At 39.2% G+C, this 25,281-nt stretch carries 22 protein-coding genes and 1 pseudogene; 8 read left to right on the plus strand and 15 right to left on the minus strand.

The features are described 5' to 3' along the window. Nucleotides 1–27: 27 nt before the first annotated feature. Genes OVN23_RS06375 through OVN23_RS06385 form a run of 3 tightly spaced genes read right to left on the minus strand, consistent with a single transcriptional unit; the run spans nucleotide 28 to nucleotide 3,120 of the window. On the minus strand, nucleotides 28–321 hold the full coding sequence (locus OVN23_RS06375; RefSeq protein WP_267240842.1) for a hypothetical protein: 294 nt from the start codon (nucleotides 319–321) through the stop codon (nucleotides 28–30). 50 nt (nucleotides 322–371) lie between these two features. Continuing rightward, nucleotides 372–2,360 carry an ABC transporter permease gene (locus OVN23_RS06380; protein ID WP_267240843.1) on the minus strand — a complete coding sequence of 663 codons (1,989 nt, stop codon included), beginning with the start codon at nucleotides 2,358–2,360 and terminating at the stop codon, nucleotides 372–374. A 1-nt stretch (nucleotide 2,361) separates the two neighbouring features. Next, the gene (locus OVN23_RS06385) at nucleotides 2,362–3,120 is read right to left on the minus strand and encodes an ABC transporter ATP-binding protein (RefSeq protein WP_000173372.1); all 759 of its coding nucleotides are present in this window, start codon (nucleotides 3,118–3,120) and stop codon (nucleotides 2,362–2,364) included. Nucleotides 3,121–3,547: 427 nt separating this feature from the next. Between OVN23_RS06385 and OVN23_RS06390 the strand changes: the two genes are divergently transcribed. Beyond that, entirely contained in the window at nucleotides 3,548–3,745 is a 198-nt protein-coding gene (locus tag OVN23_RS06390; RefSeq protein WP_049511549.1) for a hypothetical protein, read from the plus strand. Between the two features lie 137 nt (nucleotides 3,746–3,882). On the opposite strand, the gene OVN23_RS06395 is transcribed toward OVN23_RS06390, so the two are convergent. The 3 genes and pseudogenes from OVN23_RS06395 to OVN23_RS06405 all read right to left on the minus strand — a co-directional run bounded on the left by OVN23_RS06395 (nucleotide 3,883) and on the right by OVN23_RS06405 (nucleotide 6,779). Continuing rightward, nucleotides 3,883–4,155: a PspC domain-containing protein gene (locus tag OVN23_RS06395; RefSeq protein WP_001085048.1), complete on the minus strand. Its 273-nt coding sequence runs from the start codon at nucleotides 4,153–4,155 to the stop codon at nucleotides 3,883–3,885. A 58-nt stretch (nucleotides 4,156–4,213) separates the two neighbouring features. Then, a pseudogene (locus OVN23_RS06400) lies at nucleotides 4,214–4,663 on the minus strand (SprT family protein). Then, nucleotides 4,650–6,779 carry a Tex family protein gene (locus OVN23_RS06405; protein WP_173212281.1) on the minus strand — a complete coding sequence of 710 codons (2,130 nt, stop codon included), beginning with the start codon at nucleotides 6,777–6,779 and terminating at the stop codon, nucleotides 4,650–4,652. Before OVN23_RS06405 ends, OVN23_RS06400 begins: the two are co-directional and overlap by 14 nt. Before the next feature lie 279 nt (nucleotides 6,780–7,058). Between OVN23_RS06405 and OVN23_RS06410 the strand changes: the two genes are divergently transcribed. Genes OVN23_RS06410 through OVN23_RS06420 form a run of 3 tightly spaced genes read left to right on the plus strand, consistent with a single transcriptional unit; the run spans nucleotide 7,059 to nucleotide 8,908 of the window. Then, the gene (locus tag OVN23_RS06410; protein ID WP_000268685.1) at nucleotides 7,059–7,190 is read left to right on the plus strand and encodes an SPJ_0845 family protein; all 132 of its coding nucleotides are present in this window, start codon (nucleotides 7,059–7,061) and stop codon (nucleotides 7,188–7,190) included. Then, a complete protein-coding gene (locus tag OVN23_RS06415) occupies nucleotides 7,191–8,096 on the plus strand; it encodes a permease (protein WP_023941381.1) in 906 nt (301 codons plus the stop codon). Beyond that, the gene (locus tag OVN23_RS06420; protein WP_173212279.1) at nucleotides 8,093–8,908 is read left to right on the plus strand and encodes a TIGR03943 family putative permease subunit; all 816 of its coding nucleotides are present in this window, start codon (nucleotides 8,093–8,095) and stop codon (nucleotides 8,906–8,908) included. The genes OVN23_RS06415 and OVN23_RS06420 overlap by 4 nt, the downstream gene beginning before the upstream one ends. 155 nt (nucleotides 8,909–9,063) lie before the next feature. Here OVN23_RS06420 and OVN23_RS06425 read toward each other — a convergent pair whose 3' ends face one another. The 3 genes from OVN23_RS06425 to OVN23_RS06435 form a co-directional block, all read right to left on the minus strand. After that, nucleotides 9,064–9,375, minus strand: coding sequence for a hypothetical protein (locus OVN23_RS06425; protein ID WP_173212277.1), 312 nt, complete (start codon nucleotides 9,373–9,375; stop codon nucleotides 9,064–9,066). A 112-nt stretch (nucleotides 9,376–9,487) separates the two neighbouring features. Next, on the minus strand, nucleotides 9,488–9,667 hold the full coding sequence (locus OVN23_RS06430) for a hypothetical protein (protein ID WP_173212274.1): 180 nt from the start codon (nucleotides 9,665–9,667) through the stop codon (nucleotides 9,488–9,490). Nucleotides 9,668–9,679: 12 nt separating this feature from the next. Then, complete coding sequence (locus OVN23_RS06435) at nucleotides 9,680–10,552, minus strand: DUF4300 family protein (protein ID WP_173212272.1); 873 nt, start codon at nucleotides 10,550–10,552, stop codon at nucleotides 9,680–9,682. A gap of 764 nt (nucleotides 10,553–11,316) precedes the next feature. Here OVN23_RS06435 and OVN23_RS06440 point away from each other — a divergent pair. Continuing rightward, nucleotides 11,317–11,523 carry a S24 family peptidase gene (locus tag OVN23_RS06440; RefSeq protein WP_173212270.1) on the plus strand — a complete coding sequence of 69 codons (207 nt, stop codon included), beginning with the start codon at nucleotides 11,317–11,319 and terminating at the stop codon, nucleotides 11,521–11,523. 500 nt (nucleotides 11,524–12,023) lie between these two features. Then, nucleotides 12,024–12,281: a hypothetical protein gene (locus OVN23_RS06445; RefSeq protein ID WP_240149002.1), complete on the plus strand. Its 258-nt coding sequence runs from the start codon at nucleotides 12,024–12,026 to the stop codon at nucleotides 12,279–12,281. A 30-nt stretch (nucleotides 12,282–12,311) separates the two neighbouring features. On the opposite strand, the gene pyk is transcribed toward OVN23_RS06445, so the two are convergent. The 3 genes from pyk to OVN23_RS06460 form a co-directional block, all read right to left on the minus strand. Next, nucleotides 12,312–13,817, minus strand: coding sequence for a pyruvate kinase (gene pyk / locus OVN23_RS06450; protein WP_050224194.1), 1,506 nt, complete (start codon nucleotides 13,815–13,817; stop codon nucleotides 12,312–12,314). A gap of 58 nt (nucleotides 13,818–13,875) precedes the next feature. Next, on the minus strand, nucleotides 13,876–14,883 hold the full coding sequence (gene pfkA, locus OVN23_RS06455; RefSeq protein WP_173212268.1) for a 6-phosphofructokinase: 1,008 nt from the start codon (nucleotides 14,881–14,883) through the stop codon (nucleotides 13,876–13,878). Nucleotides 14,884–14,965: 82 nt separating this feature from the next. Beyond that, on the minus strand, nucleotides 14,966–18,067 hold the full coding sequence (locus OVN23_RS06460; protein WP_173212266.1) for a DNA polymerase III subunit alpha: 3,102 nt from the start codon (nucleotides 18,065–18,067) through the stop codon (nucleotides 14,966–14,968). Nucleotides 18,068–18,412: 345 nt separating this feature from the next. On the opposite strand from OVN23_RS06460, the gene OVN23_RS06465 reads away from it, so the two are divergent. Together OVN23_RS06465 and OVN23_RS06470 are read left to right on the plus strand one after the other, a co-directional pair. Next, on the plus strand, nucleotides 18,413–20,686 hold the full coding sequence (locus tag OVN23_RS06465; protein WP_173212264.1) for a Xaa-Pro dipeptidyl-peptidase: 2,274 nt from the start codon (nucleotides 18,413–18,415) through the stop codon (nucleotides 20,684–20,686). Between the two features lie 18 nt (nucleotides 20,687–20,704). Next, a complete protein-coding gene (locus tag OVN23_RS06470; protein ID WP_001043011.1) occupies nucleotides 20,705–21,175 on the plus strand; it encodes an arginine repressor in 471 nt (156 codons plus the stop codon). Nucleotides 21,176–21,290: 115 nt separating this feature from the next. On the opposite strand, the gene OVN23_RS06475 is transcribed toward OVN23_RS06470, so the two are convergent. From OVN23_RS06475 to OVN23_RS06485, 3 genes are all read right to left on the minus strand, one after another. Then, the gene (locus OVN23_RS06475) at nucleotides 21,291–21,446 is read right to left on the minus strand and encodes a hypothetical protein (protein WP_173212262.1); all 156 of its coding nucleotides are present in this window, start codon (nucleotides 21,444–21,446) and stop codon (nucleotides 21,291–21,293) included. A gap of 270 nt (nucleotides 21,447–21,716) precedes the next feature. After that, nucleotides 21,717–25,067 carry a DEAD/DEAH box helicase family protein gene (locus OVN23_RS06480; protein ID WP_173212260.1) on the minus strand — a complete coding sequence of 1,117 codons (3,351 nt, stop codon included), beginning with the start codon at nucleotides 25,065–25,067 and terminating at the stop codon, nucleotides 21,717–21,719. Between the two features lie 29 nt (nucleotides 25,068–25,096). After that, a partial coding sequence (locus OVN23_RS06485; protein ID WP_267240844.1) for a restriction endonuclease subunit S occupies nucleotides 25,097–25,281 on the minus strand: 185 nt, incomplete at its 5' end.

Below are 25,281 nucleotides of genomic sequence, written 5' to 3' on the forward strand. Positions count from 1 at the left end.
ACTCTTCGAAAATCTCTTCAAACTACGTCAGCTTCGCCTTGCCGTATATATGTTACTGACTTCGTCAGTTCTATCTGCAACCTCAAAACGGTGTTTTGAGCTGACTTCGTCAGTTCTATCTGCAACCTCAAAACGGTGTTTTGAGCTGACTTCGTCAGTTCTATCTGCAACCTCAAAACAGTGTTTTGAGCTGACTTCGTCAGTTCTATCTGCAACCTCAAAGCAGTGCTTTGAGCTGACTTCGTCAGTTCTATCTACAACCTCAAAGCAGTGCTTTGAGCAACCTGCGGCTAGCTTCCTAGTTTGCTTTTTGATTTTCATTGAGTATAAAATACAAGAAATACCTCGATTTTGAAGTCGAGGTATCTTTTTTACATTTGGACAATTTTACGATAGCTTCTTGAAGTAATCATAAAAATCAAGACATAGGCGATGAGGAAGATAGCGCAGATAGACAAGGTTACAATCAACATCATAGTCGTATCTAGTACACCAATCACTTTTAGAATCAGACTAAGCATATGGTAGGCAAAGGCTAGATGTAGGAAGGCAAAAAGCAAAGGAAGGAAGAAAACAGTTAAAACCTGTTTGTTGATGGTTTGTTTGATTTGCTTTTGATCCAAACCGACTTTCTGCAAGATAATAAAGCGTTCACGGTCTTCATATCCTTCAGAAATTTGTTTGTAGTAGATGACAAGAACGGTTCCGACCATAAAGATAATGGATAGGAAAATACCGATAAAGAAGACACCACCAAAGAGGGCACTCATCTGAGCACTAGCATCTGATAAATTACTACCATAAACATAGCTACCTTCCGTGTTTAATTGAGCATTAAATTGATCGAGGTATTTATCATATTCTTCAGCGACCTTGAGTTGTTCTTCTTCACTGGCATTTACATTCATACCACCGTAAAACTGATTATAGATAGCCGAATCTGGGAATTGATCCAAAAAGGCTTGTAAATCAGGTACAACAAGGTAATTGTAATCAGCAGTCAAAATATTAAACTGATTTGGGACATGGTTGACAATGAAATCTTTATTAAATTCTTCTTTGACAGAAAATTGATGATCATTCAGAGTTAGAGTTTTCTGTTCTTTAACTCCCTCATTCTTTGCAAAGAGTCCGACCTCATTTCCTGATAGAGACAGTTTTTGACCAGTCATATTTTCATAATCTTTTTGGTCAAATACCATGAAAACTGTTGTGGGTTGGACACGATTTTGTCCTTTTTCAAAAAGGGTTAACTTATTTCCTTCTTGGGCCGCAACACCAAAGTAAGTGTAACGAATCACTTCTTTCTCTTTAATCTTATAACCTTTGTCACTTGCAAACTGGCTCAAGAGTTTGTCCAAGTCTTCTTTTTCAACATTTTGCCCTGAAACTCCAAAATCATGAGGATTTAGAACTTTTTTAAAGGATTCTGCGGAATTGAAAATGCTTGTCGCTGCTGACATAGTTACCAAAACCATTGTTGACAAGATAGCGATAGTTGCTAGTCCAACTGCATTTTTCTTCATACGGAAAATCAAGTTGGAAACAGAGATGAGGTTATTAGGTTGGTAATAGTATTTCTTGTTTTTCTTTAAGATTTGAAGGAAAACGGTAATTCCTGCATTAAACAAGAGATAAGTACCAAAGATAACCAGCAAAACAGCTATGAAGAAGGTTGTTAAGGCTGTAAGAGGATCTTTTACCGTAAGGGCAAGATAATATCCAATCCCTAAACTAATCGAACCAAGAATGGTTTGGAGAGGTAGAAAACGACCTTTTTTCTCTCCACTAGCTTTCTCACGAGAGAGCTGGAGGGCATTCATACGAGCGATTCGAAGGGCATTCAGGAACATGAGGCCTAGGAAAATCAAACCGAAGACAACAAGTACTGTAATGACAACTTTCATCTGGAAGGTAGCGACTAGCTCAACCTTTAATTTCATCAGTTTGAGTAGGAAAGCAAAAATCAACTTGTCAAACAAGGCTCCAATACCGATTCCTGCTCCAACAGTTAGCATTCCAAATAGCACTAACTCCTTAAAGGTCATACTGATTAGATGACGCTTCTCCAATCCCAACATGCCATAAATTCCCAGTTCCTTGGAACGGTTCTTCATTACAAAACTATTGGCATAGAGGACGATAATGGCTGACGCAAGGGTGACGACAAACATACCAAATCCAAGTGTAGCCTGAATGGTTGTTCCTCCACGGATTTCCGCAATCTTAGGATTAAAGGTTAGGGAGTAAAAGAGATAGGTGACAGTGACTGCCAAGAGAACAGCCAGCGCAAAAGGATAGTAGAGTTTGCGGTTTTTAATCAAGTTCGATACCGCTAACTTATTGGTTAATCGAAACATACTAATTCACCTCGCTTGCCATGACAGTCAAGGTATCAGAGATTTCTTGGAACATCTGACGCTCTGTCTTCTCTCCACGGTAGATTTGGTTGTAAAGAATGCCGTCTTTGATAAAGAGTACACGTTTAGCTCTGCTAGCTGCTGCCGTTGAGTGGGTTACCATGAGAATGGTTTGGCCGCGCTCATTGATTTCATCAAAGACATCAAGTAAGGCTGCAGAGGACTTGGAGTCAAGAGCTCCTGTTGGCTCATCCGCAAGGAGAATTTCAGGTTCTGTGATGATGGCGCGGGCTACTGCTACACGCTGTTTCTGACCACCAGAAATCTCGTAAGGGTACTTCTCTTGTAATTGGTTGATGCCTAGATTCTCAGCTGTCACCACCAATTTCTTCATCATCTCTGTAATGGGTCTTCTTGACAAGACAAGCGGAAGCAAGATATTATCCTTTACAGACAGAGTATCAAGTAAGTTAAAGTCTTGGAAGACAAAGCCTAGCTTTTCACGACGGAAGCTAGAAGCCTGTGAATTTTTAATGGTTGCTGTGTCTGTTCCATTCAGGTAAACCTGACCACGAGTTGGTTTATCCAGCATAGCTAGAATATTGAGAAGAGTTGATTTACCAGAACCAGACTCACCCATGATGGCAACGTAGTCACCCTTTTCGACGGTAAAGTGAATATCCTTGAGAGCTTCTACTTGATTGCCCTGAAAACGAGTTTTATAAATTTTTTGAACGTGTTTTACATCTAAAAGTGTCATGAGAATCTCCTTTCTTAATATCCCATCAAATGAAATGTTGCTTGCATCATAGCGCATCCCAGTTGAACACGCTCGATATCTTTATGGCTTGGTTTTCTTGTTTTCTTCTGTAAGATTTGTTTCATGATGTTACTCCTTTGTTCTTTATGAGTCTAGTTTACATCAAAAAAAGACCGCTTGCCATAATCTAACCTTACAAAAGAGACTTTAATCTTACATTTTTGTAAGATTGGGGGAAATGTAGGCAAAATTACTTAGAAAATGATTTGACTTCCTATTTTAAAAATTGTAAAATATAAGTGTGAAAAGGCTTACTTTAGAAAGGAGGAAGCGGAAACTAACATTTGAGTAAGCTTACCTAGATAACATACCATTAAATTTAACACTTGCAAGTCGTTCAACCTATAAGGAAAGAAGGTGCGCTTTAATGAAACACAAAGAACATATACTCATCGGACTTCTCTATCTCCTCTCTCCATTCATCGGTCAGCTCTTAGTTGAAAAGACACACTTTATCGGTACACAATTTACAGCTACTGCTTATGCTATTTGCTGGCTATCAGTTGTTATCAGTATCCATCATTTATCAAAAAATGTATTGTCTCAGCATGAAAAATCAGATTAGAAATCTAAGTTCAAAATAATATTTTTAGTTTACAGATGAAGCTGGGAAAATCGTATTAAAAGTAAAAAAGCTTTAAATCAAGCAGTTTAGACTATTGATTTAAAGCTTTTTGCTTATTCCAAATCTTTTGAAAAACCTCACCAAAACCAGCCTTCATTATCGTCAATGGCTTGGGCTTCTTTGCGTTTGCGTGGGCCTGTTCCATACATTTCTGCTTCGATTTCTTCCTTAGTCGGCATGACAGAAGCTAGTATGATATAGATAATCACGCCAAGTCCAAAGTTTGCAACTGTAAAAATAGCAAATAGAAAACGAACAAGGGTAACATCAAAGTTCCACTTGTCTGACAGGCCTGCCAGAACTCCTGAAATCATGCGATTTCGTCTCATTTTATAAAATTTACTGTTCATGATATTTCCTCTTTCTGCTAGGTTAGACATAGTATATCACGGGTAGGCTCGGCTTTCATCAGTCCTCAGGCTGATTTATTAGTAGCAATTCACCTCGACAAAGTCCACAGCGATAGCGTTTGGTATCAATCCTTCGCTTGCGCTAATACCTTTGCTGGCAAGATTGGCACTAATAGACTAGGTAGGCACTTTGAGATTGTGTTTTCAAGGGTGGTACATAGCGCAGTCCATCAACTTCTTTCAACAGTTCCTTAAAATCCCTATCCTTGTGTTGATAGCCCTTCCCTTGAAAATAGAGGTGATAGTGACAGAGTTCATGGCGAACAATTTTCCTAAAAACGTCTAAACCCAGCTCCTGATAAACCTTGGGATTAAAATCCAAATGCCCATCTTTGGGGAAAAATCGCCCACCTGTCGAACGTAGACGAGAATTCCACTGAGCTTGATGGATAAAAGGTCTGCCGAAGTCTTCTAGCGAAACTTGCTTGACGTAATCAGTTAGATTCATCTGGAGCTAGGAGCGACAGATTGACTTTTTCACGTTCAGTATCAATTTTCTTGACCCAAACAGTCACCAAATCTCCGACTGACACCACTTGGCTTGGGTGTTTGATAAATTTGTGACTCATATGGGAAATATGAATCAAGCCGTCCTCGTGAATCCCGATATCAACGAAGGCACCAAAGTCAACGACATTACGCACCACACCTTCCAGCTTCTGGCCGACTTTTAAGTCTTTAATATCCAAGACATCTTGACGAAGAACAGGTGCATCAAAAGAATCACGGAAATCACGACCTGGTTTTAGAAGGTCAGCAATGATATCTTTAAGAGTTTCTGGTCCAAGGTCTAGCTCTTGCGCCATTTCCTTGACTGAAAGCGACTTGAGTTTGCCTTGGGCTTCTTCGTTTAGGTCTTTAATATCTAAGCGTTTGAAGAGCTCCTTAACAGCACTGTAATTTTCTGGGTGAACTCCTGTATTATCAAGGATATTGCTACTTTCAGGGATACGAAGGAAACCAGCTGCCTGTTCAAAGGCCTTGGCCCCCAGACGAGGAACTTTCTTGATTTGAGCGCGTGAAGTGATTTTTCCTTCTTCCTCACGGTATTTGACAATATTTTCAGAGATAGTTTTGTTGAGTCCAGCAACGTGGGAAAGAAGAGCTGGACTAGCTGTATTGACATTGACACCGACTTGGTTTACCACTGTATCCACGACAAAATCCAGACTTTCAGACAGTTTCTTCTGACTGACATCGTGTTGATATTGACCGACACCGATTGACTTAGGATCGATTTTGACCAATTCGGCAAGAGGATCTTGCAAACGACGGGCGATAGAAATAGCAGAGCGTTTTTCAACGGTCAAATCTGGAAACTCCTGACGAGCAAGTTCGCTGGCAGAATAGACCGAAGCACCACTTTCATTTACAATGACATAACTAACCTCAGGAAAATCTTTCAGAACTTCCGCCACAAAGGCTTCACTTTCACGACTGGCCGTCCCATTTCCGATAGCAATAATTTCCACGCCATACTGACCAATCAAGTCTGCCAAATCTTTCTTGGCTTCTTCAATTTGACGAGCTGATGCTGGTTTGACAGGGTAAATGACCTGTGTTGTCAGCATTTTCCCTGTTGCATCCACGACAGCTAGCTTGGCACCTGTACGAAAGGCTGGGTCAAACCCAAGAACCACGCGCCCTTTCAGCGGAGCAACTAAGAGCAGATTGCGCAGATTGTCAGAAAAGAGTTGGATAGCCCCTTCTTCCGCTTTCTCAGTCAATTCTGTCCGAATACGTCGCTCGATAGCAGGCAAAACTTTTTTCTTAACTGACTGTTGAACAACTTCATCTATATAGGCGTTTTTCACCTTGAAACGAGCTGCAAAGAAAGCTAGAATGCGGTCCGTCGCATGTTCAAAACCAACCTTCAAGACACCTAGCTTCTCCCCACGATTGAGGGCCAAGGTACGATAACCTTGCATATTTCCAACCGTCTCTGAAAAATCATAATAAATCTGAAAAACCTGCTTTTCATCAAGACTTTCATCCTTGACTTGGGAAGTGAGTTTAGAGTGTCTCAGAACTTCCTGATAAGTCATGGAACGCAAGGCCACATCTTCCGATAAGGCTTCGACCAAGATATCAACTGCACCAGCCAAGGTTTCCTTACCAGTCGCAAATCCTTCACAGACAAACTTTTCAGCCTCTTTTTCTAAGTCGGCTACATTCTGCAAAATCAAGCGAGCAAGTGGGAAGAGTCCGGCTTCACGGGCAATGGTTGCCTTGGTCCGACGCTTTTCCTTGTATGGAAGATAGAGTTCTTCAACGTCCGCTAATTTTTCGGCAGCTAAGATAGCTTCTTCCAATTCCTTGGTCAACTTACCTTGTTCTTGAATCTTCGCCAAGACAGCTTCCTTGCGGTCATTGAGATTGGTCAGACTTTTATCCAAATCGATAATGGCCTTAATCGCCACCTCATCCAAACTACCAGTCATGTCCTTGCGATAACGCGCGATAAAGGGAATAGTCGCCCCTTCAGCTGTCAAACTTAGAACAGTATCAATTTGCTTTAACGTCACTCCCAAATCCTGAGAGATTTTTTCATATTTTTTATCCATAAATCTATTATACCACAAGCTGAAAGGCTTTCTCCAATCCTTTTTATACTCAATAAAAATCAAAAAGCAAACTAGGAAGCCAGCCACAGGTTGCTCAAAACACCGTTTTGAGGTTGTAGATAAGACTGACGAAGTCAGTCACATATATACGGCAAGGCGAAACTGACGTGGTTTGAAGAGATTTTCGAAGAGTATCAACTATCGAAAACAAATTAAAAAACTCCCTTTTCCTCAAAATAATAGTATAATAGAGGTAGAATTTAGAATTGAGGTACACCTATGGCTGTAAAATTTACAAAACGAGACGACTTGGACAAGATGTTTGAAGAGTTTGCTAAACTCCCAGATTTGAAGCAGGTCACTTTCCCTGATGACAAAGAGAAAAAAGCCAAAGCAGAAAAGAAAAACTAGATGACTGCTTTCCAACAACTCCCATCTAGTGTACTTCAGACTGGGGCTATTTTTCTCTCTATAATCATTGAAGCCCTACCCTTCGTTCTGATAGGAAGTATTGTCTCAGGGCTGATTGAGGTCTATATCACACCTGACAAGGTTTATCATTTTCTCCCTCGAAATCGTTGGGGGAGAATCTTTTTTGGGACCTTCGTTGGGATACTTTTCCCTTCTTGCGAATGTGGAATCGTCCCCATTATCAATCGTTTTCTGGAAAAGAAGGTTCCCAGTTACACGGCCGTTCCCTTTCTTGTGACAGCACCTGTTATCAATCCCATTGTTCTCTTTGCGACCTATTCTGCCTTTGGCAACTCCTTCCATATCGCCCTATTACGAGCTCTGGGTTCCATTCTTGTGGCTGTGATACTTGGGATTGTTCTAGGATTTTTCTGGCAAGAACCGATTCAAAAAGAAAATCGGTTGGCCTGTCATGAACATGATTTTTCTCACTTGACCCCTGCAAAAAAAGTTTTTCAGGTCTTTGTGCAAGCCATTGATGAATTTTTTGATACGGGGCGTTATTTGGTATTTGGCTGTCTCTTTGCCTCTGTTATACAGGTCTACGTTCCAACTCGGATTCTGACCTCTATCAGTGCGACCCCTCTTTTTGCCATTCTGCTCCTGATGCTTTTGGCCTTTCTTCTTTCGCTCTGTAGTGAGGCGGATGCCTTTATCGGTGCTTCTCTTCTCTCGAGTTTCGGTTTGGCACCAGTTCTGGCCTTTCTCGTCATTGGTCCAATGCTGGATATCAAAAATATTCTCATGATGAAAAATTACTTGAAAGTACGATTTATCAGTCACTTTATCACTATTGTGACTCTTGTCGTCTTAGTCTATTCTCTCTTGATTGGAGTCATCCTATGATTCGATTTTTAGTTTTAGCTGGCTATTTTGAACTGACTATTTACCTCCATCTGTCGGGCAAATTAAACCAGTACATCAACATGCACTATTCCTATCTGGCCTATATCTCCATGGTGCTTTCCTTTATTTTGGCAATTGTTCAACTGTATATCTGGATGAAGCAAGTCAAAACCCACAGTCATCTGAACAGCCGATTGGCCAAGATGACGAGTATTTCTCTTCTGGCTATTCCACTTGTCATCGGCTTAACTTTCCCAACTGTTAGCTTGGATTCTCAGACCGTTTCTGCCAAAGGCTATCATTTCCCCCTATCGGAAGGAACGGATCTGGCCATTCAGACAAGCGAAGGGACAACAAGCCAATATTTGAAACCAGATACCAGTTCTTATTTTTCAAAATCAGCCTATGAAAAGGAAATGCGAACGGCGGCGGATAAATACTTATCCCAAGATAGTATTCAGATCACTAATGAAAACTATATGGAGGTCATGGAAGCTATCTATGACTATCCAGATGAGTTTGAGGGCAAGACGGTCCAGTTTACAGGCTTTGTCTATAATGACCCCAGTCATGCCAATAGCCAATTTCTGTTCCGCTTCGGCATTATTCACTGTATCGCAGATTCTGGTGTCTATGGTTTGTTGACCAAGGGAAATACCCGTCAGTACGAAAACAATACCTGGATAACAGCCAAAGGAAAACTGGTCAATCACTATCATAAAGAACTCAAACAAAACCTCCCAACCTTGGAAATCGAAAGCTTTACCAAAGTAGATAAACCAGAAAATCCCTATGTTTATCGAGCTTTTTAAGAAAATCAAGATAAAAACGAACAAGTTCTCTTCTGAATAACAGAAAAAGAGCCTGTTCGTTTTTTGTTGAGTATTGTATAGTAGAATATAAATTGCGATTCTTAATATAATTTATAACTAGTGAACAATTCACAAATCAAATACATTTTCATTCTCTACTTAATACTATGCTTATTCATCTTTTGTTCAAAGATAGTCGTGATAATCTGACGCAAGTCTTCGCGTTCTTTTTCTGGAATCTCACCACTTGTTTGAGCTGCAGCGTAAAGCTCAGGGTGTTCGATTGAAATGCGTTTAATCGTGCGTGTTGTAGCATGTTTTCTGACGAAAAATGGGATTCGCTTAATCAAGTCTTGTGGTACTAGAGCAAGAATCTTCTCAGCAGTTTCCTTGTCACTAATCTTAGACGTAGTCAGCCCATTCTTTATCATTTCCTGTTCTTTTTCTGTAAAATCTTTTAATTCCATCTGATTGATCCTCCTATTTTCTCTAAGTTAAATTATAAACCAATCCAGATAAAACTACAAATGGACTGTTTGGAAATAGGTGCAATACTGTAAGGACGAGTCTGTTCTTTAATTATAAATCTTCCTCCTCAGTCACTTCCCATACTTCTGATTGATAGCCATTCCCATCAATATCGTATCTTTGGATATAGCCACTAAATTTTTCATTTTTTCTTGGTTTCTGGCTATTAACGATTGAAATAACCCACCAAGTCATCAAAAATAGAAATAAAAATCCTAAGATTATTGTCATATCATACCACCATTAAAGTTTAACCCACTTATCATTATCCATGATAAAAGGCTGAGCCAGTCCCTCGCCTGTATAATCCGCATACTTGGTGCCTAAATACTTGTAACAATCTTCCTTGCTGGCAAATTTAATCGCTTGGTAGGGCTCTTCGAAAGTCAATTTCTCTACAAATAAGAAGCCATCATCAGCAGGCACTAAGACGCCAACGTGGCCTACAAACAGATACTCACCATCCAGATTGTCGTGCAAGACTACAGACAGCATTCGAGCTTTGTCGTTAAATTGAAACTGGGAGAAGAATGTTTCCATCTTTTCAGCGTGAACATTGACATCTGTAGTTGCTTCAGTTGGAACTCTCGAAAATAGAATATCAAACTCTTCCTTATCTTGTGAATCAAAGACCTTTCCCTTATCAATCGCATCGTTATCTAGGAAAAGCATTTGATCATTCTTATCAAGTTTTGGAATGGTGACCGAATTTTTCAAAAGACAATAACTATTGATACGGCAGTTGGTTCCAACAAAATCGCCCTTCTTTTGATTCCAAAGGTTGCTAATTTTTTCAACATCGTATTCTGTATGAGTAAAGGAAGTGAAATCTCCTGATAAGCCAGTTGACCCGACAATGGTATTGTAATCATTAACGAGATTAAAAAAGGCATCAACACTATTTGGATCCAAGTGAGCTGATAAGAGAGATTTGACCTCTTCTGTACTTACCTGATTGTTTAGGTTGGTGTATGAAGCTTTCCATGGAACTTTCGTTGAACTACTTTGCCTTTGACTCGTCCCATCAGAAGTAGTATTTTGTTGTTGACAAGCAGCCAAGCCTAAAAACAAGGCAGAACAGATTCCTAGTGTAGCTAATTTTCTTGATTTCTTCATCTTTTTCTCCTAAATGTCTTGGATTAAAGTTTCTTTAACTACTGCTTTACAGATATTGATTACTTTCTCATTTAATGTGTTCATCGTCTTTCTCTCTGATTTGTTTTTTTGTTATTTCCTTAAACTTGATTTAATTATAGTAGGCGTTTCGTGCTCTGTCAACAAATTTTTTATGAAAACACAACAAAGTTTTCATTTTCGTGGATTTCGTGTTATGCTTTACTTATAAAAATAGAAAGCGATTTCATTTGTGGATAAAGAAGAGATTGCGATTGTTACAGTCTAAAAATAAAACAATATAGACTAGTAAATGGTTGGACTCAATAAAAATTGGGTACTAAGATAGGTATAAGTAAAAACACCATTGGAAATTATGAAAAAAGGGTTAGGACTACTAAGAAAAATACTATATTTGACTTAGCTAAAGTATTCAGTAGCTTGATTGATGCCTCTTTCCTCCAGTTCAAAAGGATTCTCCTAGCGATATCCAATCTATCTACGACCAACGGACACCATCCAGACAAGGTAAAATCCTGACCTATGCCGAGAGGCAACTGTATGAGCAGAAAAACGAAGATAAACGAAGTATCGTAAAAATCATCAGACTGGACGACTACAGACAGACTACTTACTCTCGTTTTAGGTAGTTTATCTCTGCAGGTAGCCGCTTGATGCAGGACGACGATTTAGATATGGAATTCCCATTCTATGAGGATGAAATCCCAGACGACTAAGACGCAATCGCTTATGTCGTCAGCAGGGCCATGGAGCCAAAGATAAGAAACGGCGACTACCTATTTATCAAGAATCCCCCACAGATTGACTATAATACCATCGGCATCTTCCAAGTAGACGGCGCTAACTATGTCAAGAAACTCCGCCAAGGCTACCTCAAAAAAACTCAATCCCGACATCCACCTAAACGAAAGCAACCATATTCGTACCATCGGAAAAATTGCCAGGCTGTATAGGGAGAATTAAAAAAGGGGGAGAATGGCGATATAAAACAAACAGATTTTAAAGGATTCGAAAAACTTTGAAAAAGTTCATTCTACATTTCAAAAAAAGAATAAGTGACCTAAAGCAGATTAGATTTTGTTAAACACTAGTGATATGTCAATTTAGAGAAAGGGATTTAAGATCACTTTGCAAAAGGCAAATACTAAACTAGCGAAACCGATAAATCAGCCCCTTAGTTCCCATATTTTCAGGCACACACTCCTTAGTACACTAGCTGAGAAGAATGCTATAATGGTTAGAGTGGAACACAAAGACGCTAAAACAATAAATAACATCTACACTCACGTAAGTAAAATAATGGAGCAAGCTGCTTTGGAGGTTTTAAATACCATATCATTAAATCGAAAATATATCAGATCGAATCTAGACAAGTAGATTCCGATTGCTAAAATATTTGTAGAAATTCATTTGAATTTCCTAAGCACTTTGTGCATATCTTATTTCATACTCAATGAAAATCAAAGAGCAAACTAGGAAGCTAGCCGCAGGTTGCTCAAAGCACTGCTTTGAGGTTGCAGATAGAACTGACGAAGTCAGCTCAAAACACTGCTTTGAGGTTGCAGATAAAACTGACGAAGTCAGTAACCATATATACGGTAAGGCGACGCTGACGTGGTTTGAAGAGATTTTCGAAGAGTATCAATCCATTATGAAAGTTTTGCCTCTTTCTTACCCTCTATACAAAAAAAGCCTATCACACAAGCTCTAAAGCTGGATATGATAGGTTTTTATATTTTTCTTAACGTACTGTGCGGATACGCATTGTGTTTGTGCGAACAGCTTCTCCTACTGGTACACCAGCAACGATAACAATATCGTCACCAGATTCTACAAGACCTGCTTCAACTGCTTTACGTTCAGCAATTTCGAACATATCGTCAGTTGAAGATGGAGCATCTGTTAACATTGGGATAACACCCCAGTTCAACATCAAACCACGTTCTGTCAATTCGTCAAATGTCAATGCTAAGATGTCAGCATTTGGACGGTATTTAGAAATCAAACGTGCAGTGTGACCTGTCTTAGTAAGAGTTACAACCAATTTAATGTCCATTGAGTTAGTCGCATCTTTAACAGCTGAAGCCATTACTTCTGTCTTAGAGTTACGTTCGAATGAATCTGAATCCAAACGTCCGTATTCATTAAGAAGAGTTTGAGCATTCTTGTCGATTGTAGCCATTGTAGTTACTGACTCGAGTGGGTATTTACCGTTTGCAGACTCGCCTGATAGCATTGTAGCGTCAGTACCGTCGATAACAGCATTAAATACGTCTGATACTTCTGAACGAGTTGCACGTGGTTTTTCAGTCATTGTTTCAAGCATGTTTGTTGCAGTGATAACAACTTTACCTGCAGCATTGACTTTCTTGATAATCATTTTTTGGTAAACTGGAACCATTTCGAATGGTACTTCGATACCCATGTCACCACGAGCGATCATGATACCATCAGCTGCTTCGATGATTTCATCCAAGTTATCGATACCTTGTTGGTTTTCGATTTTAGCGAACAATTGAACATGTCCGTTTCCAGTTTCTTCACAGATTGCACGAACTTCGTTCACATCTTTTGCAGTACGTACGAATGAAATCGCGATGAAGTTGATACCTTGTTCAAGACCGAAACGGATATCGTCGTTATCGCGTTCAGCAAGAGCTGGGAAAGGAATTTTAGTGTTAGGGATGTTCACACCTTTTTGTTTAGCAATTACGCCATCATTTTCAACTTCAACTTCAAACTCACGAGTTGCGTCATCTTTAGCAACAACACGAAGACCAAGTTTACCATCGTCAACCAAAACTTGACGACCAACTTCAACATCATCATAAATATCAAGAGCACCAGCAACGTTCAATGCAATCACTTCACGAGTTGATTTGATTCCTTGTTTAGTTGCAACACGGATTTTTTCACCAGTTTTGTATGAATATTCTTTAGCTTCACCTTCGAACAATTCTGTACGGATTTCTGGTCCTTTTGTATCAAGAAGGAAACCAACTTTTTTACCTGCAAGTTTTTCAGCAAGTTTAACAGTTGCCATACGCTCACCTTGTTCTTGGTGGTCACCGTGTGAGAAGTTGAAACGGAATGTGTTAGCACCAGCTTCAATCAATTTAGCAATGTTTTTAGCTGAAGCTTCAACATCAAGTTTTTCACCCCAGTATCCGTCATCACCGAATTTTTTACCACCACGGATTTCTACCGCAGGACCCAAAGTTGCAACGATTTTTACACGTTTGTTCATGATTTTTTGTGACTCCTTTATATATATGACCTTTTGGTCTTATTAACTAAATTATGAATTATGACAAGCAATTGTTCAATTGTGACAGGTCAAGATCAGCTTTGTGTGGATTATTTACAATAATCTTACCGTCTGCTGCCAAACTAAACAATGCTCCTTCTTCTGCAGTACCAAGAATTGGATTTTCAACCATTTTTTCGTTACGAATACCTACCGCAACACCACCGATACCTTTTTTAAGAAGTTTAACGGCATGGGCACCCATACGTGACGCCAATACACGGTCACGCGCAGTTGGAGAACCACCACGTTGAATATGTCCAAGTTCTGTCACACGAAGATCGGTCGTATCTCCAGCTTCTTTTAGTTTTTGAGCAAATTCATCTGCTGACATAACACCCTCTGCCAAAACGATGATATTGTGTCTTTTACCACATTCATAGCCAGCTCTGATGCTTGCTACGATATCTTCAATTTTGAAGTCTTCTTCAGGGATGATAATTTCATCAGCACCAGTTGCGATACCAGCCCAAAGAGCGATATCACCAGCGTTACGCCCCATAACTTCGATGACAAAAGTACGACGGTGACTTAATGATGTATCACGAATCTTATCGATAGCGTCCATAGCAGTCGTAACCGCTGTGTCAAAACCGATTGTGAAGTCAGTACCAACGATATCGTTATCAATTGTACCTGGAAGACCGATAGCTGGGAAACCATGCTCAGTCAAACGCATAGCACCGTGGTAAGATCCGTCTCCACCGATAACAACTACACCTTCAATGCCGTGTTTTTTTAATTGCTCAATCCCTTTTAGTTGCCCTTCAAGTTGAGCGAACTCTGGGTAACGAGCTGAGTGAAGGAAAGTACCACCACGAGAAATGATGTTTCCTACTGAAGCCGCATTTAAGGGATGAATTTCACCGGCAACCATACCAGCATATCCGTCATAGATACCAAACACTTCCATTCCTTCTGAAATTGCTTGACGAACAACTGCACGGATAGCAGCGTTCATACCAGGGGCGTCTCCACCACTAGTTAAAACAGCAATACGTTTCATATTGGTTTATGCTCCTTTTTCTTTTAACATTCTTCTTGATTATACCACATTTGATTTTAAAATTCTTCTATTTTCCGTATTTTTAGCGATAAATCGTTTTCATAGCGATTTCATTCAATTTCTCCTCTAATTCATTGGATTTAGCTACAAAATGATGAGGGGAAACGATTGTTTTCTGTTCTTCTTCATACCTGATAATGACTGGGATTGGGCCCTTATACTGGTCTAAAATACGTGAAATTTCTTGATCCGAATCATAATTTTTTACCTGTATCCAAAAGCGTTCAGCAACTGCTTCTCTTATTTCTTGTGCAATCATTTGCAGACGGCCATCACGTGACTGGATTTTTCCTTTTATATAGTAGAAGGCTCCCTCTTTTATTTCCTGCCCAACCTGACGATATAAGTCTGAAAAGAGAGTGACATCCAATTTTTTCTTACTGTCATCTACCTGTAAGAAAGCCATGTTTTCGCCCTTTTTGGTACGAATTACTTTTATTTTCTGAACTTCAACCAAAATAATAGCGTAGCTATTTTCTGACAAATTCCCAATTGGAGTAATCGGGTAAATAGCCTTATTTGCAATAGCTTGTAGGGGATGTTTGCTGACACCTATCCCTAAAAGCTCTTGTTCCATATAGAATTTTTCTTGTTCCGTCCAATCTTCCGATTCCTGCCAACTATAAATAGTATCTCCAAACAAACTTCCTAACTCTTTTACAAATTCAAATAGATTAACTAAATTATTGAATACTTTTTGACGATTTCTTTCAAATGAATCAAAAAGACCAACTTTTACCAAAGGTTCTAGCAGAGGAAGTTTCAGATAATTCTCAGGTAATTTAGCTACAAAATCTTCAATGCTAGAATAAGGTCTATTTTCAATAATCCAAAGCGCCAAATCCTTGCTGACTCCCTTAATCGATTTCAATCCTAGATAGATGGACTTGTTGGCAATTTTATCGTGATAGGGAATGGTGTTGATGGACAGAGGCGCCACTTCAAAGCCTGCTTCTAAGGCATCTGTTAAGTAATCACTGTTGGCAGAATTCAACATGACCTGATAAAAAATGGCTGGATAATGCGTTTTGAAATAAGCCAACTGAAAGGCCAAGGCTGAGTATGCATAGGCATGTGACCTGTTAAAACCATAACCTGCAAACTTCTCCATGACATCAAAGACCTGCTCTGCCTTTTCCGCAGTATGTCCAGCTTCTAATGAACCTTGAATAAAAGAAGCCCTCATCTCATGCATGGCAGAGGCATCCTTTTTCCCCATAGCTCGGCGCAAAATATCGGCTTTCCCAAGACTAAATCCAGCAAAACGCTGAGCAACCTGCATAACCTGCTCCTGATAGAGCATAATTCCGTAAGTTGGAGCCAAAATATCCTCCAGTACTGGATCCAGAACAGTCACTTCTTCCTGCCCATGCTTTCTTGCCACAAAATTATTGATATAGTCACTAGCGCCTGGTCGATTTAGAGAAGTAGTTGCTACGACATCCTCAAAACAGACTGGTTGCACACGCTTAAGCAGACGAATGGCACCTGGTTGCTCAAATTGAAAGATACCTTTTGTATTGCCAGAAGCAAATAAAGCTAACGTTTCTTTGTCTTCCAAATCTATTTCTTCAATTTTAAGGTGAATATCTTCTGTTTCAGCAAGCAACTCTTGCATTTTCTGGACAAAGGTCAAATTTCGTAGTCCCAGAAAATCCATCTTCAAAAGCCCACTAGCTTCAACTCCATGAGCATCATACTGAGTCAATGGAATTTCGTCACCATGCTTTAGAGGGATGTAGTTGGTCAAATCTTGGTCGCTAATCACAACACCAGCCGCATGGACAGAAGTTTGTCTTGGATAGCCCTCAATCTTGCAAGCAATTTCAAAGGCTTTTTGGTATTCTAACTTACTATTGATTTGCTGACGAAACTGGAGGTTACCCTCATAAGCCGACTTAAGATTGTCCCGGAAACTGATTTTCTTAGTAATTGCAGATAATTCATACTCTGGCACACCATAGCGTTTCAAAACATCTCGCAAGGCCTGCTTGGCGCCAAAGGTAGAAAAAGTAACGATTTGCGCCGCATGTTTACTACCGTATTTATTGCCAACATACCTGATAAAATCTGGACGATAAATATCAGGAATATCAATATCAATATCAGGCATGGTATAGCGTTCACGATTGAGGAAACGTTCAAAAATCAGATTTTTCTCTACTGGGTCAATTCCTGTAATGTCCAAGGCATAGGAAACCAAGCTACCAACTGCGGAACCCCGTCCCATGCCCATATAATAACCATTCAAGCGTCCAAAACGCAGCAAATCCCAGACAACCAAGAAATAATCATCAAAACCCATATCATGAATAACAGCCAATTCTTGGTCTAGTCGATCTTGATATTCTTTACTAGACAATCCCTTCTGGGCAAGCCCAAGCTCAGCACGTTCTCTCAACTCTTCTACTGCTGGTCTAGCTGGGTTAAAACGAGGTAGTTTCAAACTAGTATCCAAATCGTAAGAAATACCTGAAATAAGCTTTTCTAAGTTTTCCAAGGCTTGCGGAAATCGTTCTAGGAATAATTTCTCTAAAGAATTTGCTGATATAAAGACATCTTGTCGTGAACGCAAGGGAACTTCTCTGAGCGGTAGGTTTTCTTTAATTGCTGTTAAGACTTGCAGAACTTCTCTATCCCTACTTTCAAAGACATTGACCCGATAGAGGGGTAAGATAGGACGATAAAATTCGCTTACCAGTGTTTCCGGATAAACCCCTATATAGTAATCACAGCCTAGATTTAGTGATTCAAGCTCTTCAAAATAAGGCACAATTACCGCGATATCCTCTAGGTACTGAGACAGGACTGACCAAGTTTTCTCCCCCTGCATCTTGGCTGTTGAAAGCTTCATCAACTGCTGATAGCCCACACTAGATAGAGCTAAAAAGCGCAGATTCACTTCCTGAGCATCCACAAATACAGTCATTTCAAGCCCTAATAAAGGATGAATGCCATATTTTTTTGTAACCTCTAGAAAGTCAAAAGCACCATAAAGATTATCAATATCCATTATAGCCAGATGAGTGTAGCCGAATTCTTTAGCTGCTCTCACATACTTGGTGATTGAAATGACACTCTCCATAAAACTATAGACTGTTTTTGTATCTAGTTGTGCGATCAATTTACACTTCTCCTCTATCCTTCTCACTATATTATACCATTTTCACCTATAAAAGGCTTCTCTTGAGAAACATTTCATCAGCGTACTAATTTACTTTTTATTCATTTGTGTTTTTGTCATTATTTTTTATATTTATACTATATTATATATAAAATAGAAAACATACAATATAAATCTCCTAGAATTTTTATATTATACCCATTACGTCTATTATTACACTGTTCTCTATATTGAATTTAGCACTTTATTCATTTTTATTGGATTATTTCCTTTTGCAGTTAACAATTCCCTTTCTGCTTTTTTTTTGATATAATAACCTTAACTATCATTCTATATGGAGGTTCTATGCGTTTTAATCAATATAGTTATATCACTTTTCCAAAAGAAAATATCTTATCTGAACTAAAAAAATGTGGCTTTGATTTACAAAACACAGCCAATCCCAAGGAATTACTGGAAACTTTTTTACGTCGCTTCTTTTTCACTTATGAGAACACCGACTATCCACTCTCCTGCTTGGCTATAGACAAAGAAACTAACATATTAACTTTTTTCAAATCTGATAAAGACTTGACAGCAGATATTTTTTATACTGTTACTTTTCAACTTTTAGGCTTTTCTTATTTGGTTGACTTCGAAGACAGTGAAGCTTTTCGTAAAGAGACTGGATTTCCTATTGTATACGATGACTTGATTGAAAATCTCTATCAGTTACTCAATACTCGCACCAAAAAAGGGAATACCCTGATTCATCAACTGGTAAGCGACGGTCTTATCTCTGAGGATAATGACTATCACTACTTTAACGGCAAAAGTTTAGCAACTTTTTCCAGCCATGATGTCATTCGTGAAGTCGTTTACGTTGAGTCTCGTGTCGATACTGACCAAAAAGGTCTTCCAGACTTAGTCAAGGTCAGCATTATTCGTCCTCGTTTTGATGGAAAAATCCCTGCCATCATGACAGCCAGCCCTTATCATCAGGGAACAAATGACAAGGCAAGCGATAAGGCTCTCTACAAGATGGAGGGCGAGCTTGAGGTAAAGCCTGCTCATAAGATTGAACTAGAGGAACCTCAACTCAATCTCGTCCAACCCCAAGGCCAAGCTGAGCTTGTGTCGGAAGCTGAGGAAAAGCTAAGCCACATCAACTCTAGCTATACTCTTAATGACTATTTCCTTCCACGAGGTTTTGCCAATCTCTATGTGTCAGGTATTGGTACCAAAGACTCTACTGGTTTCATGACTAATGGAGACTACCAGCAAATCGAGGCTTATAAAAATGTCATCGATTGGCTTAATGGCCGTTGCCGTGCCTTTACTGACCACACGCGCCAACGTCAAGTCAAAGCTGACTGGTCAAACGGAAAAGTTGCCACAACTGGACTTTCCTATCTTGGAACTATGTCCAATGGGCTTGCGACTACAGGCGTCGATGGTTTAGAAGTAATCATTGCTGAGGCTGGCATTTCTTCATGGTACAACTACTACCGTGAAAACGGTCTGGTAACTAGTCCAGGCGGTTATCCCGGTGAGGACTTTGACTCCCTTGCTGAGTTAACCTATTCTCGTAATCTCTTGGCTGGCGACTATATCCGTGGCAATGAAGCTCACCAAGCTGACTTAGAAAAAGTAAAGGAACAACTAGATCGCAAGACCGGCGACTATAACCAGTTTTGGCATGATCGCAACTATCTGCTCAATGCCCATAATGTAAAAGCAGAGGTTGTCTTTACCCACGGTTCACAGGATTGGAATGTCAAACCACTTCATGTTTACCAGATGTTCCATGCCCTTCCTAATCATATAAACAAGCACCTCTTTTTCCATAATGGTGCCCATGTTTATATGAATAACTGGCAGTCCATTGATTTCCGTGAAGCCATGAATGCCTTATTGACTAAAAAATTACTGGGACAAGATACAGATTTCCAACTTCCTACTCTTATCTGGCAGGACAATACAGCTCCACAGACTTGGCTATCACTTGATAACTTCGGTGGGCAAGAAAACTTTGAAACCTTCTCACTTGGGCAAGAAGAGCAAGCTATTCAAAACCAGTACCCAGATAAGGATTTTGAGCGTTATGGTAAGACCTACCAGACCTTCAATACGGAACTCTATCAAGGGAAAGCCAATCAGATTACTATTGACCTGCCTGTGACTAAAGATCTCCACCTGAACGGTCGCGCTCAGCTTAATCTTCGTATCAAATCCAGCACAAACAAGGGGTTCTTATCTGCTCAACTACTGGAACTTGGTCAAAAGAAATACCTACAACCTTATCCAGCTATTTTAAGTGCTAAAACCATTGATAATGGACGCTACCACATGTTGGAAAATCTCTGTGAATTACCATTTAGGCCAGATGCACAACGAGTCGTGACAAAAGGCTACCTTAATTTACAAAATAGAACTGATCTACTGTTAGTAGAGGATATTACTGCAGATGAATGGATGGATGTGCAATTTGAACTGCAACCAACTATTTATAAGCTAAAAGAAGGAGATACTCTTCGTTTAGTCCTCTATACTACTGACTTTGAAATCACAATCCGTGACAATACCGACTACCACTTGACTGTCGACCTCACTCAGTCCACACTTACAATACCTTACTAAAAAAGGAGTTAAATTATTATGAATAAATCAGAACACCGACACCAACTTATACGCGCTCTTGTCGCAAAAAACAAGATTCATACACAGGCTGAATTGCAGTCCCTTCTTGCTGAGAACGACATTCAAGTGACCCAGGCAACCCTCTCACGCGACATCAAAAATATGAACCTATCAAAAGTCCGCGAAGAAGATAACGCTTATTATGTTCTTAATAATGGTTCCATCTCAAAATGGGAAAAACGTTTGGAAAACTATATGGAAGATGCCCTCATCATGTTGCGACCTATTCAGCACCAAGTCCTACTCAAAACTCTTCCTGGTCTAGCACAATCGTTCGCTACAATTATTGATGCTCTTGATTTCCAATATATTATCGCAACCCTTTGTGGTGATGATGTTTGCCTTATCATCTGTGAAGATACAGATGCTGCTCAAAAGTGCTTTGAAGAACTGAAAAAATTCGCCCCACCATTTTTCTTTGAAGAATAATAAATGACTACAACTAACAATTATGCTTTAAAAAACCTGGTAGAAAGTCTTTAACATCAGAAAACGCATAGTATCAAGTGTTGAAAACCCTTGATACTATGCGTTTTGCTTTATCCTAGGAAGATTTATACTCTTCGAAAATCTCTTCAATCCCCGTCAACATCGCCTTGCCGTAGGTATGGTTACTGACTTCGTCAGTCTTATCTACAACCTCAAAACAGTGTTTTAAGCAGCCTGCAGCTAGTTTCCTAGTTTGCTCTTTGATTTTCACTGAGTATTACTTCATTTTCTCCTGCAATTGAATTCTTGCTCGGCTTTTTGTTTTCTATTTCTTTAAAATCAAAGTAGCTCTTTTGTTAATAACTCGATCAACAAACATCGTGGTACAAGTATCTACTTTGAAATTTATCAGCCACTTAACAACTGATACTGTATTCTAGGAAAACGATGACATTCTTCCTAATAAAACTTCTCATATATAACATAAATTTCTACTCTTTTTAATTTTAAATGAGTCTCAGCATGGCAATCACTTTAGAATTTAAGCCACTTCTCCAGCTCGATTATTGATAAGTTCAATGGTTTGAACAATATTACGAAGTACTGGTAGTTGGTGTTGAAAGAGTAGTTGAACAGATCCATGAGATTTAAACGGCTCTTGCGTTAACACTTTCATCTCTAAGCAACCATTTTCTACAATGTAGTCTACAATCAATTTTACAAATGAAATCTGCCTGGCATTAAGGTTCTCATCCGACAAAAATTTAGAAAAAATACGATTGGCAGACTCTCTATCTAAGCCAATAATCTCACGCACCAATCTCGGAATTGCCTTATTTTCATAATGATGTTGGTAGTCTGATTTGCTACCTAATTTTTCCCAGAGCAATTTTTCAAGTGCAAGCATATCATCAGATGTCAACTTTTCATTATGGTATAGCTTAGAAATGGACTCTTCATCCAGATGAGTTTTCAAGTAATGCTCAACTTTTTCATTATAAGATCGAAGATCGTTGACCTGTAAAAATGCTGTGGTCTCGTGAACAGTGGAGAGTATACGATCTTCAAAGTTAACATAGTAGGGTTTACGGTCTGTTTTATCCAAAAACTGTAATAAATCTCGAATAGCAAGACGAATTTTTTCCAAATCAGACAAGTTAACTTCTTTCCAAAATTCAGGCTCCTGTACTTTCCTGATAATTTCAGCCTGCTCAAAAACCTGCGGGATATTGCCAATAGCAGAAAGAGCTCTAGCCGTCTTCATCACTTGGGAAATATGAACAGTGGAAGATTTAGCTGTCAGTTGCCCCAACTGAATATGAAGTAAGCACAAATCAAATCTCCTCGCCATCTCATCTTCTTTATCTTCATCAAATAAAAGCGGAGAGAGATTTTTTTGAATGGTTTCACTTGTAACAGCAGTTAGATTCTGCCAACTTTCCAATTTCCTATAGCTATAAACTGTGTCTAAAACCATACGAACCCTGAAGTCCAACTCATTTAAGCTCTCTATACGACCTTGAAGTTCTGAGACAAGCTCCTGACGGTATGCTCTCGCAAACTGATCTTCTTGGTATTGGAGTCCCTGAAGTTCTCGAATCAAGTCCACTTTGATATTAAATAAACGCTGAGTCAACGAAACAATGTGACGACCCTCTCCATCTCTTGGATCTGCACGAAAATAATCAAAATTGTCCCCATAATCAAATACCAAGAAGTTTTCCTTATCCTGTTCAGGTCCAAATAAATCTTTACACAGACGGGTTCCTCGACCAATCATCTGCCAAAACTTAGTTTTAGAGCGTACTTTCTTGAAGAAGACTAAATTCACAACCTCTGGTACATCAATACCTGTATCTAACATATCGACAGAAATCGCAATTTGAGGATACTTCTCCTTAATTTTAAAATCATCAATCAAGGTCTGATAATGCTTAATACTATAATCAATCACCTGAGCATAGTCGCTCCCTTTTTCAGGATAGCGGTTGTTAAAAATACCTCTGATATATTCCGCATGGTCATGATTTTTAGCAAAAATAATAGTTTTACCAATTTCATCACCCGAGGCTGTCTGAATTCCTCTTGTCATGAGTTCATTTAAAACAATTTCTACTGTACTTTTATTGAAAATAAAGGAATTAAACACACTCCCATCAATATCTTTTTCACAGCTATCGTCTTCAAATTTGCTATCAAAATGTTCCTTTTCTTCTTCGGATAAATCATCATAATGTAGACCATCCGTAGGTAGTTTCAGTTTGGTTTCGATAGAATGATAGGCTACTAAATATCCGTCTTTAACAGCCTCTTCCAAATCATATGCATATGTTGGAACACCATTCTCCAAATTAAAGAATCCATAGGTGTTTTTATCTAAATCTTGACGCGGAGTAGCTGTTAAGCCTACAATCCTTGCATCAAAATAATCAAAAATGGACTTGTATTTCTGATAAATAGAACGGTGAGACTCGTCAATTATGATAAGGTCAAAATGCCCAACAGTGAAAGGGCGTTGATTTACTTCTTCTTGACCACTAATCGCTCCAATCATAGTCGGATAAGTTGAAAAGACCATGCGACTTGATTGAGCTCCTTCTTTATCTTCTAAGAAGTTACAAACGGAAAGATCTGGGAGTAATTTTCTAAACGAATCATATGCTTGCTTAACCAAGGAAGTTCTATCGGCTAAGAAGAGAACGTTTTTTACCCAGTTATGACGTGATAAGATATCAACTAGAGAAACTGCTGTACGAGTTTTCCCAGCCCCAGTTGCCATAACCAAAAGTGCCTGTCTACGATGATTAGAGAAAGCTTCACAAACGCTTGCAATCGCATGTTTTTGGTAGTGACGCCCGGAAATATCGTCTCTAATTTTACTAGAAATATCCTCAAGTGGTTTTTGAAGATGACGTCTATCCATCACTAATTGCAATTCTTCTTGAGAGTAAAAGCCTGCAATCTGGCGGCGGTTCGGACCATCAAGTATATAGTGCTTCAACCCATTTGTAATAAAGCAAATTGGCTGATAGCCGATATGTTTCTCCAAAGCTTCAGCATATTCTTTGACCTGTACTTCCCCTACTTCTGGATTGACAGAGGCTTTTTTAGCCTCTACAATCGCTAAAATTTTCCCATTTTTACCATAAAGTACATAGTCACAGTAACCAATTCCTGAACCGTGCTTGAGACCATCAACAGCTATCTCAACACGACAGTTTTCTTCAAATATCCATCCTGCTAGACGGAGATCGATATCAATAAAGAGCTTTCTTGTCTCTGCCTCAGATAATTGATCAATATGGAAAGGCACATCTTGCCGTTGCGCTGCAGTCTCACGTTTTTCAGTATAAGTCTCTTGAACTTCTACGGACTGAGCAGCCATCTGTTCATGAAAATCAGGCAGTTCTGGTAAACTGTCTTGTAACTTTATCATAGATTGTGGAGTTTCTCGGTATTTAATGTTTGCTGAAAGTGGTAAGCACTTCTCATCAAAATAACGCTCCACAAACTCATTGCTGTAACAATAATCGATAAAATTAACAAACTGATACAAATGATGCAAAGCTAAAATCGCTTCTCGTTCCTTAATTTCACCACCATGAGCAGCATGGTTTCCCCATCGAATCAACAGAACTATCTGCTTGTGGAGTTCAGAATCTACGATATCCCTAAAATCATCATCCCATACTAAAGAAGATAGAGTAGCACGATAGGGAGCTTCTAAATATGAATCGTGACTATATATCCAATGGACAGCCTGCTCTAAAGCACGACGCGCCATAAAGGCGGTAGCCACAGTTGATGTAGCAATCATATTCTCAGCTTCAATGCAAGGTTTTGAAAAAGATTCATATTCGTCATTTTTTAAAAGAAAGCTAAAATTTCCCATTTTTTTCTCACTTTAAACAAATAGTTTAGCTATATTATACTAAATTTCAAGCTATTTCTCCACACTTTTATAGCTATCTCACAAGCAAATTGTGATTTGTCGACCTGGGCTACAAAGTCTGCGAACTCATTTTGGAGGGCTAGAGGGGGGAGGGGGATGGAAATATTTTTGATCATCGATAAGTTAAAATTTTTTTGACGTACGCCTCTTTGTT

Origin of the sequence: Streptococcus sp. Marseille-Q6488 (genome assembly GCF_946902925.1) — a bacterium.
GTDB lineage: Bacteria > Bacillota > Bacilli > Lactobacillales > Streptococcaceae > Streptococcus.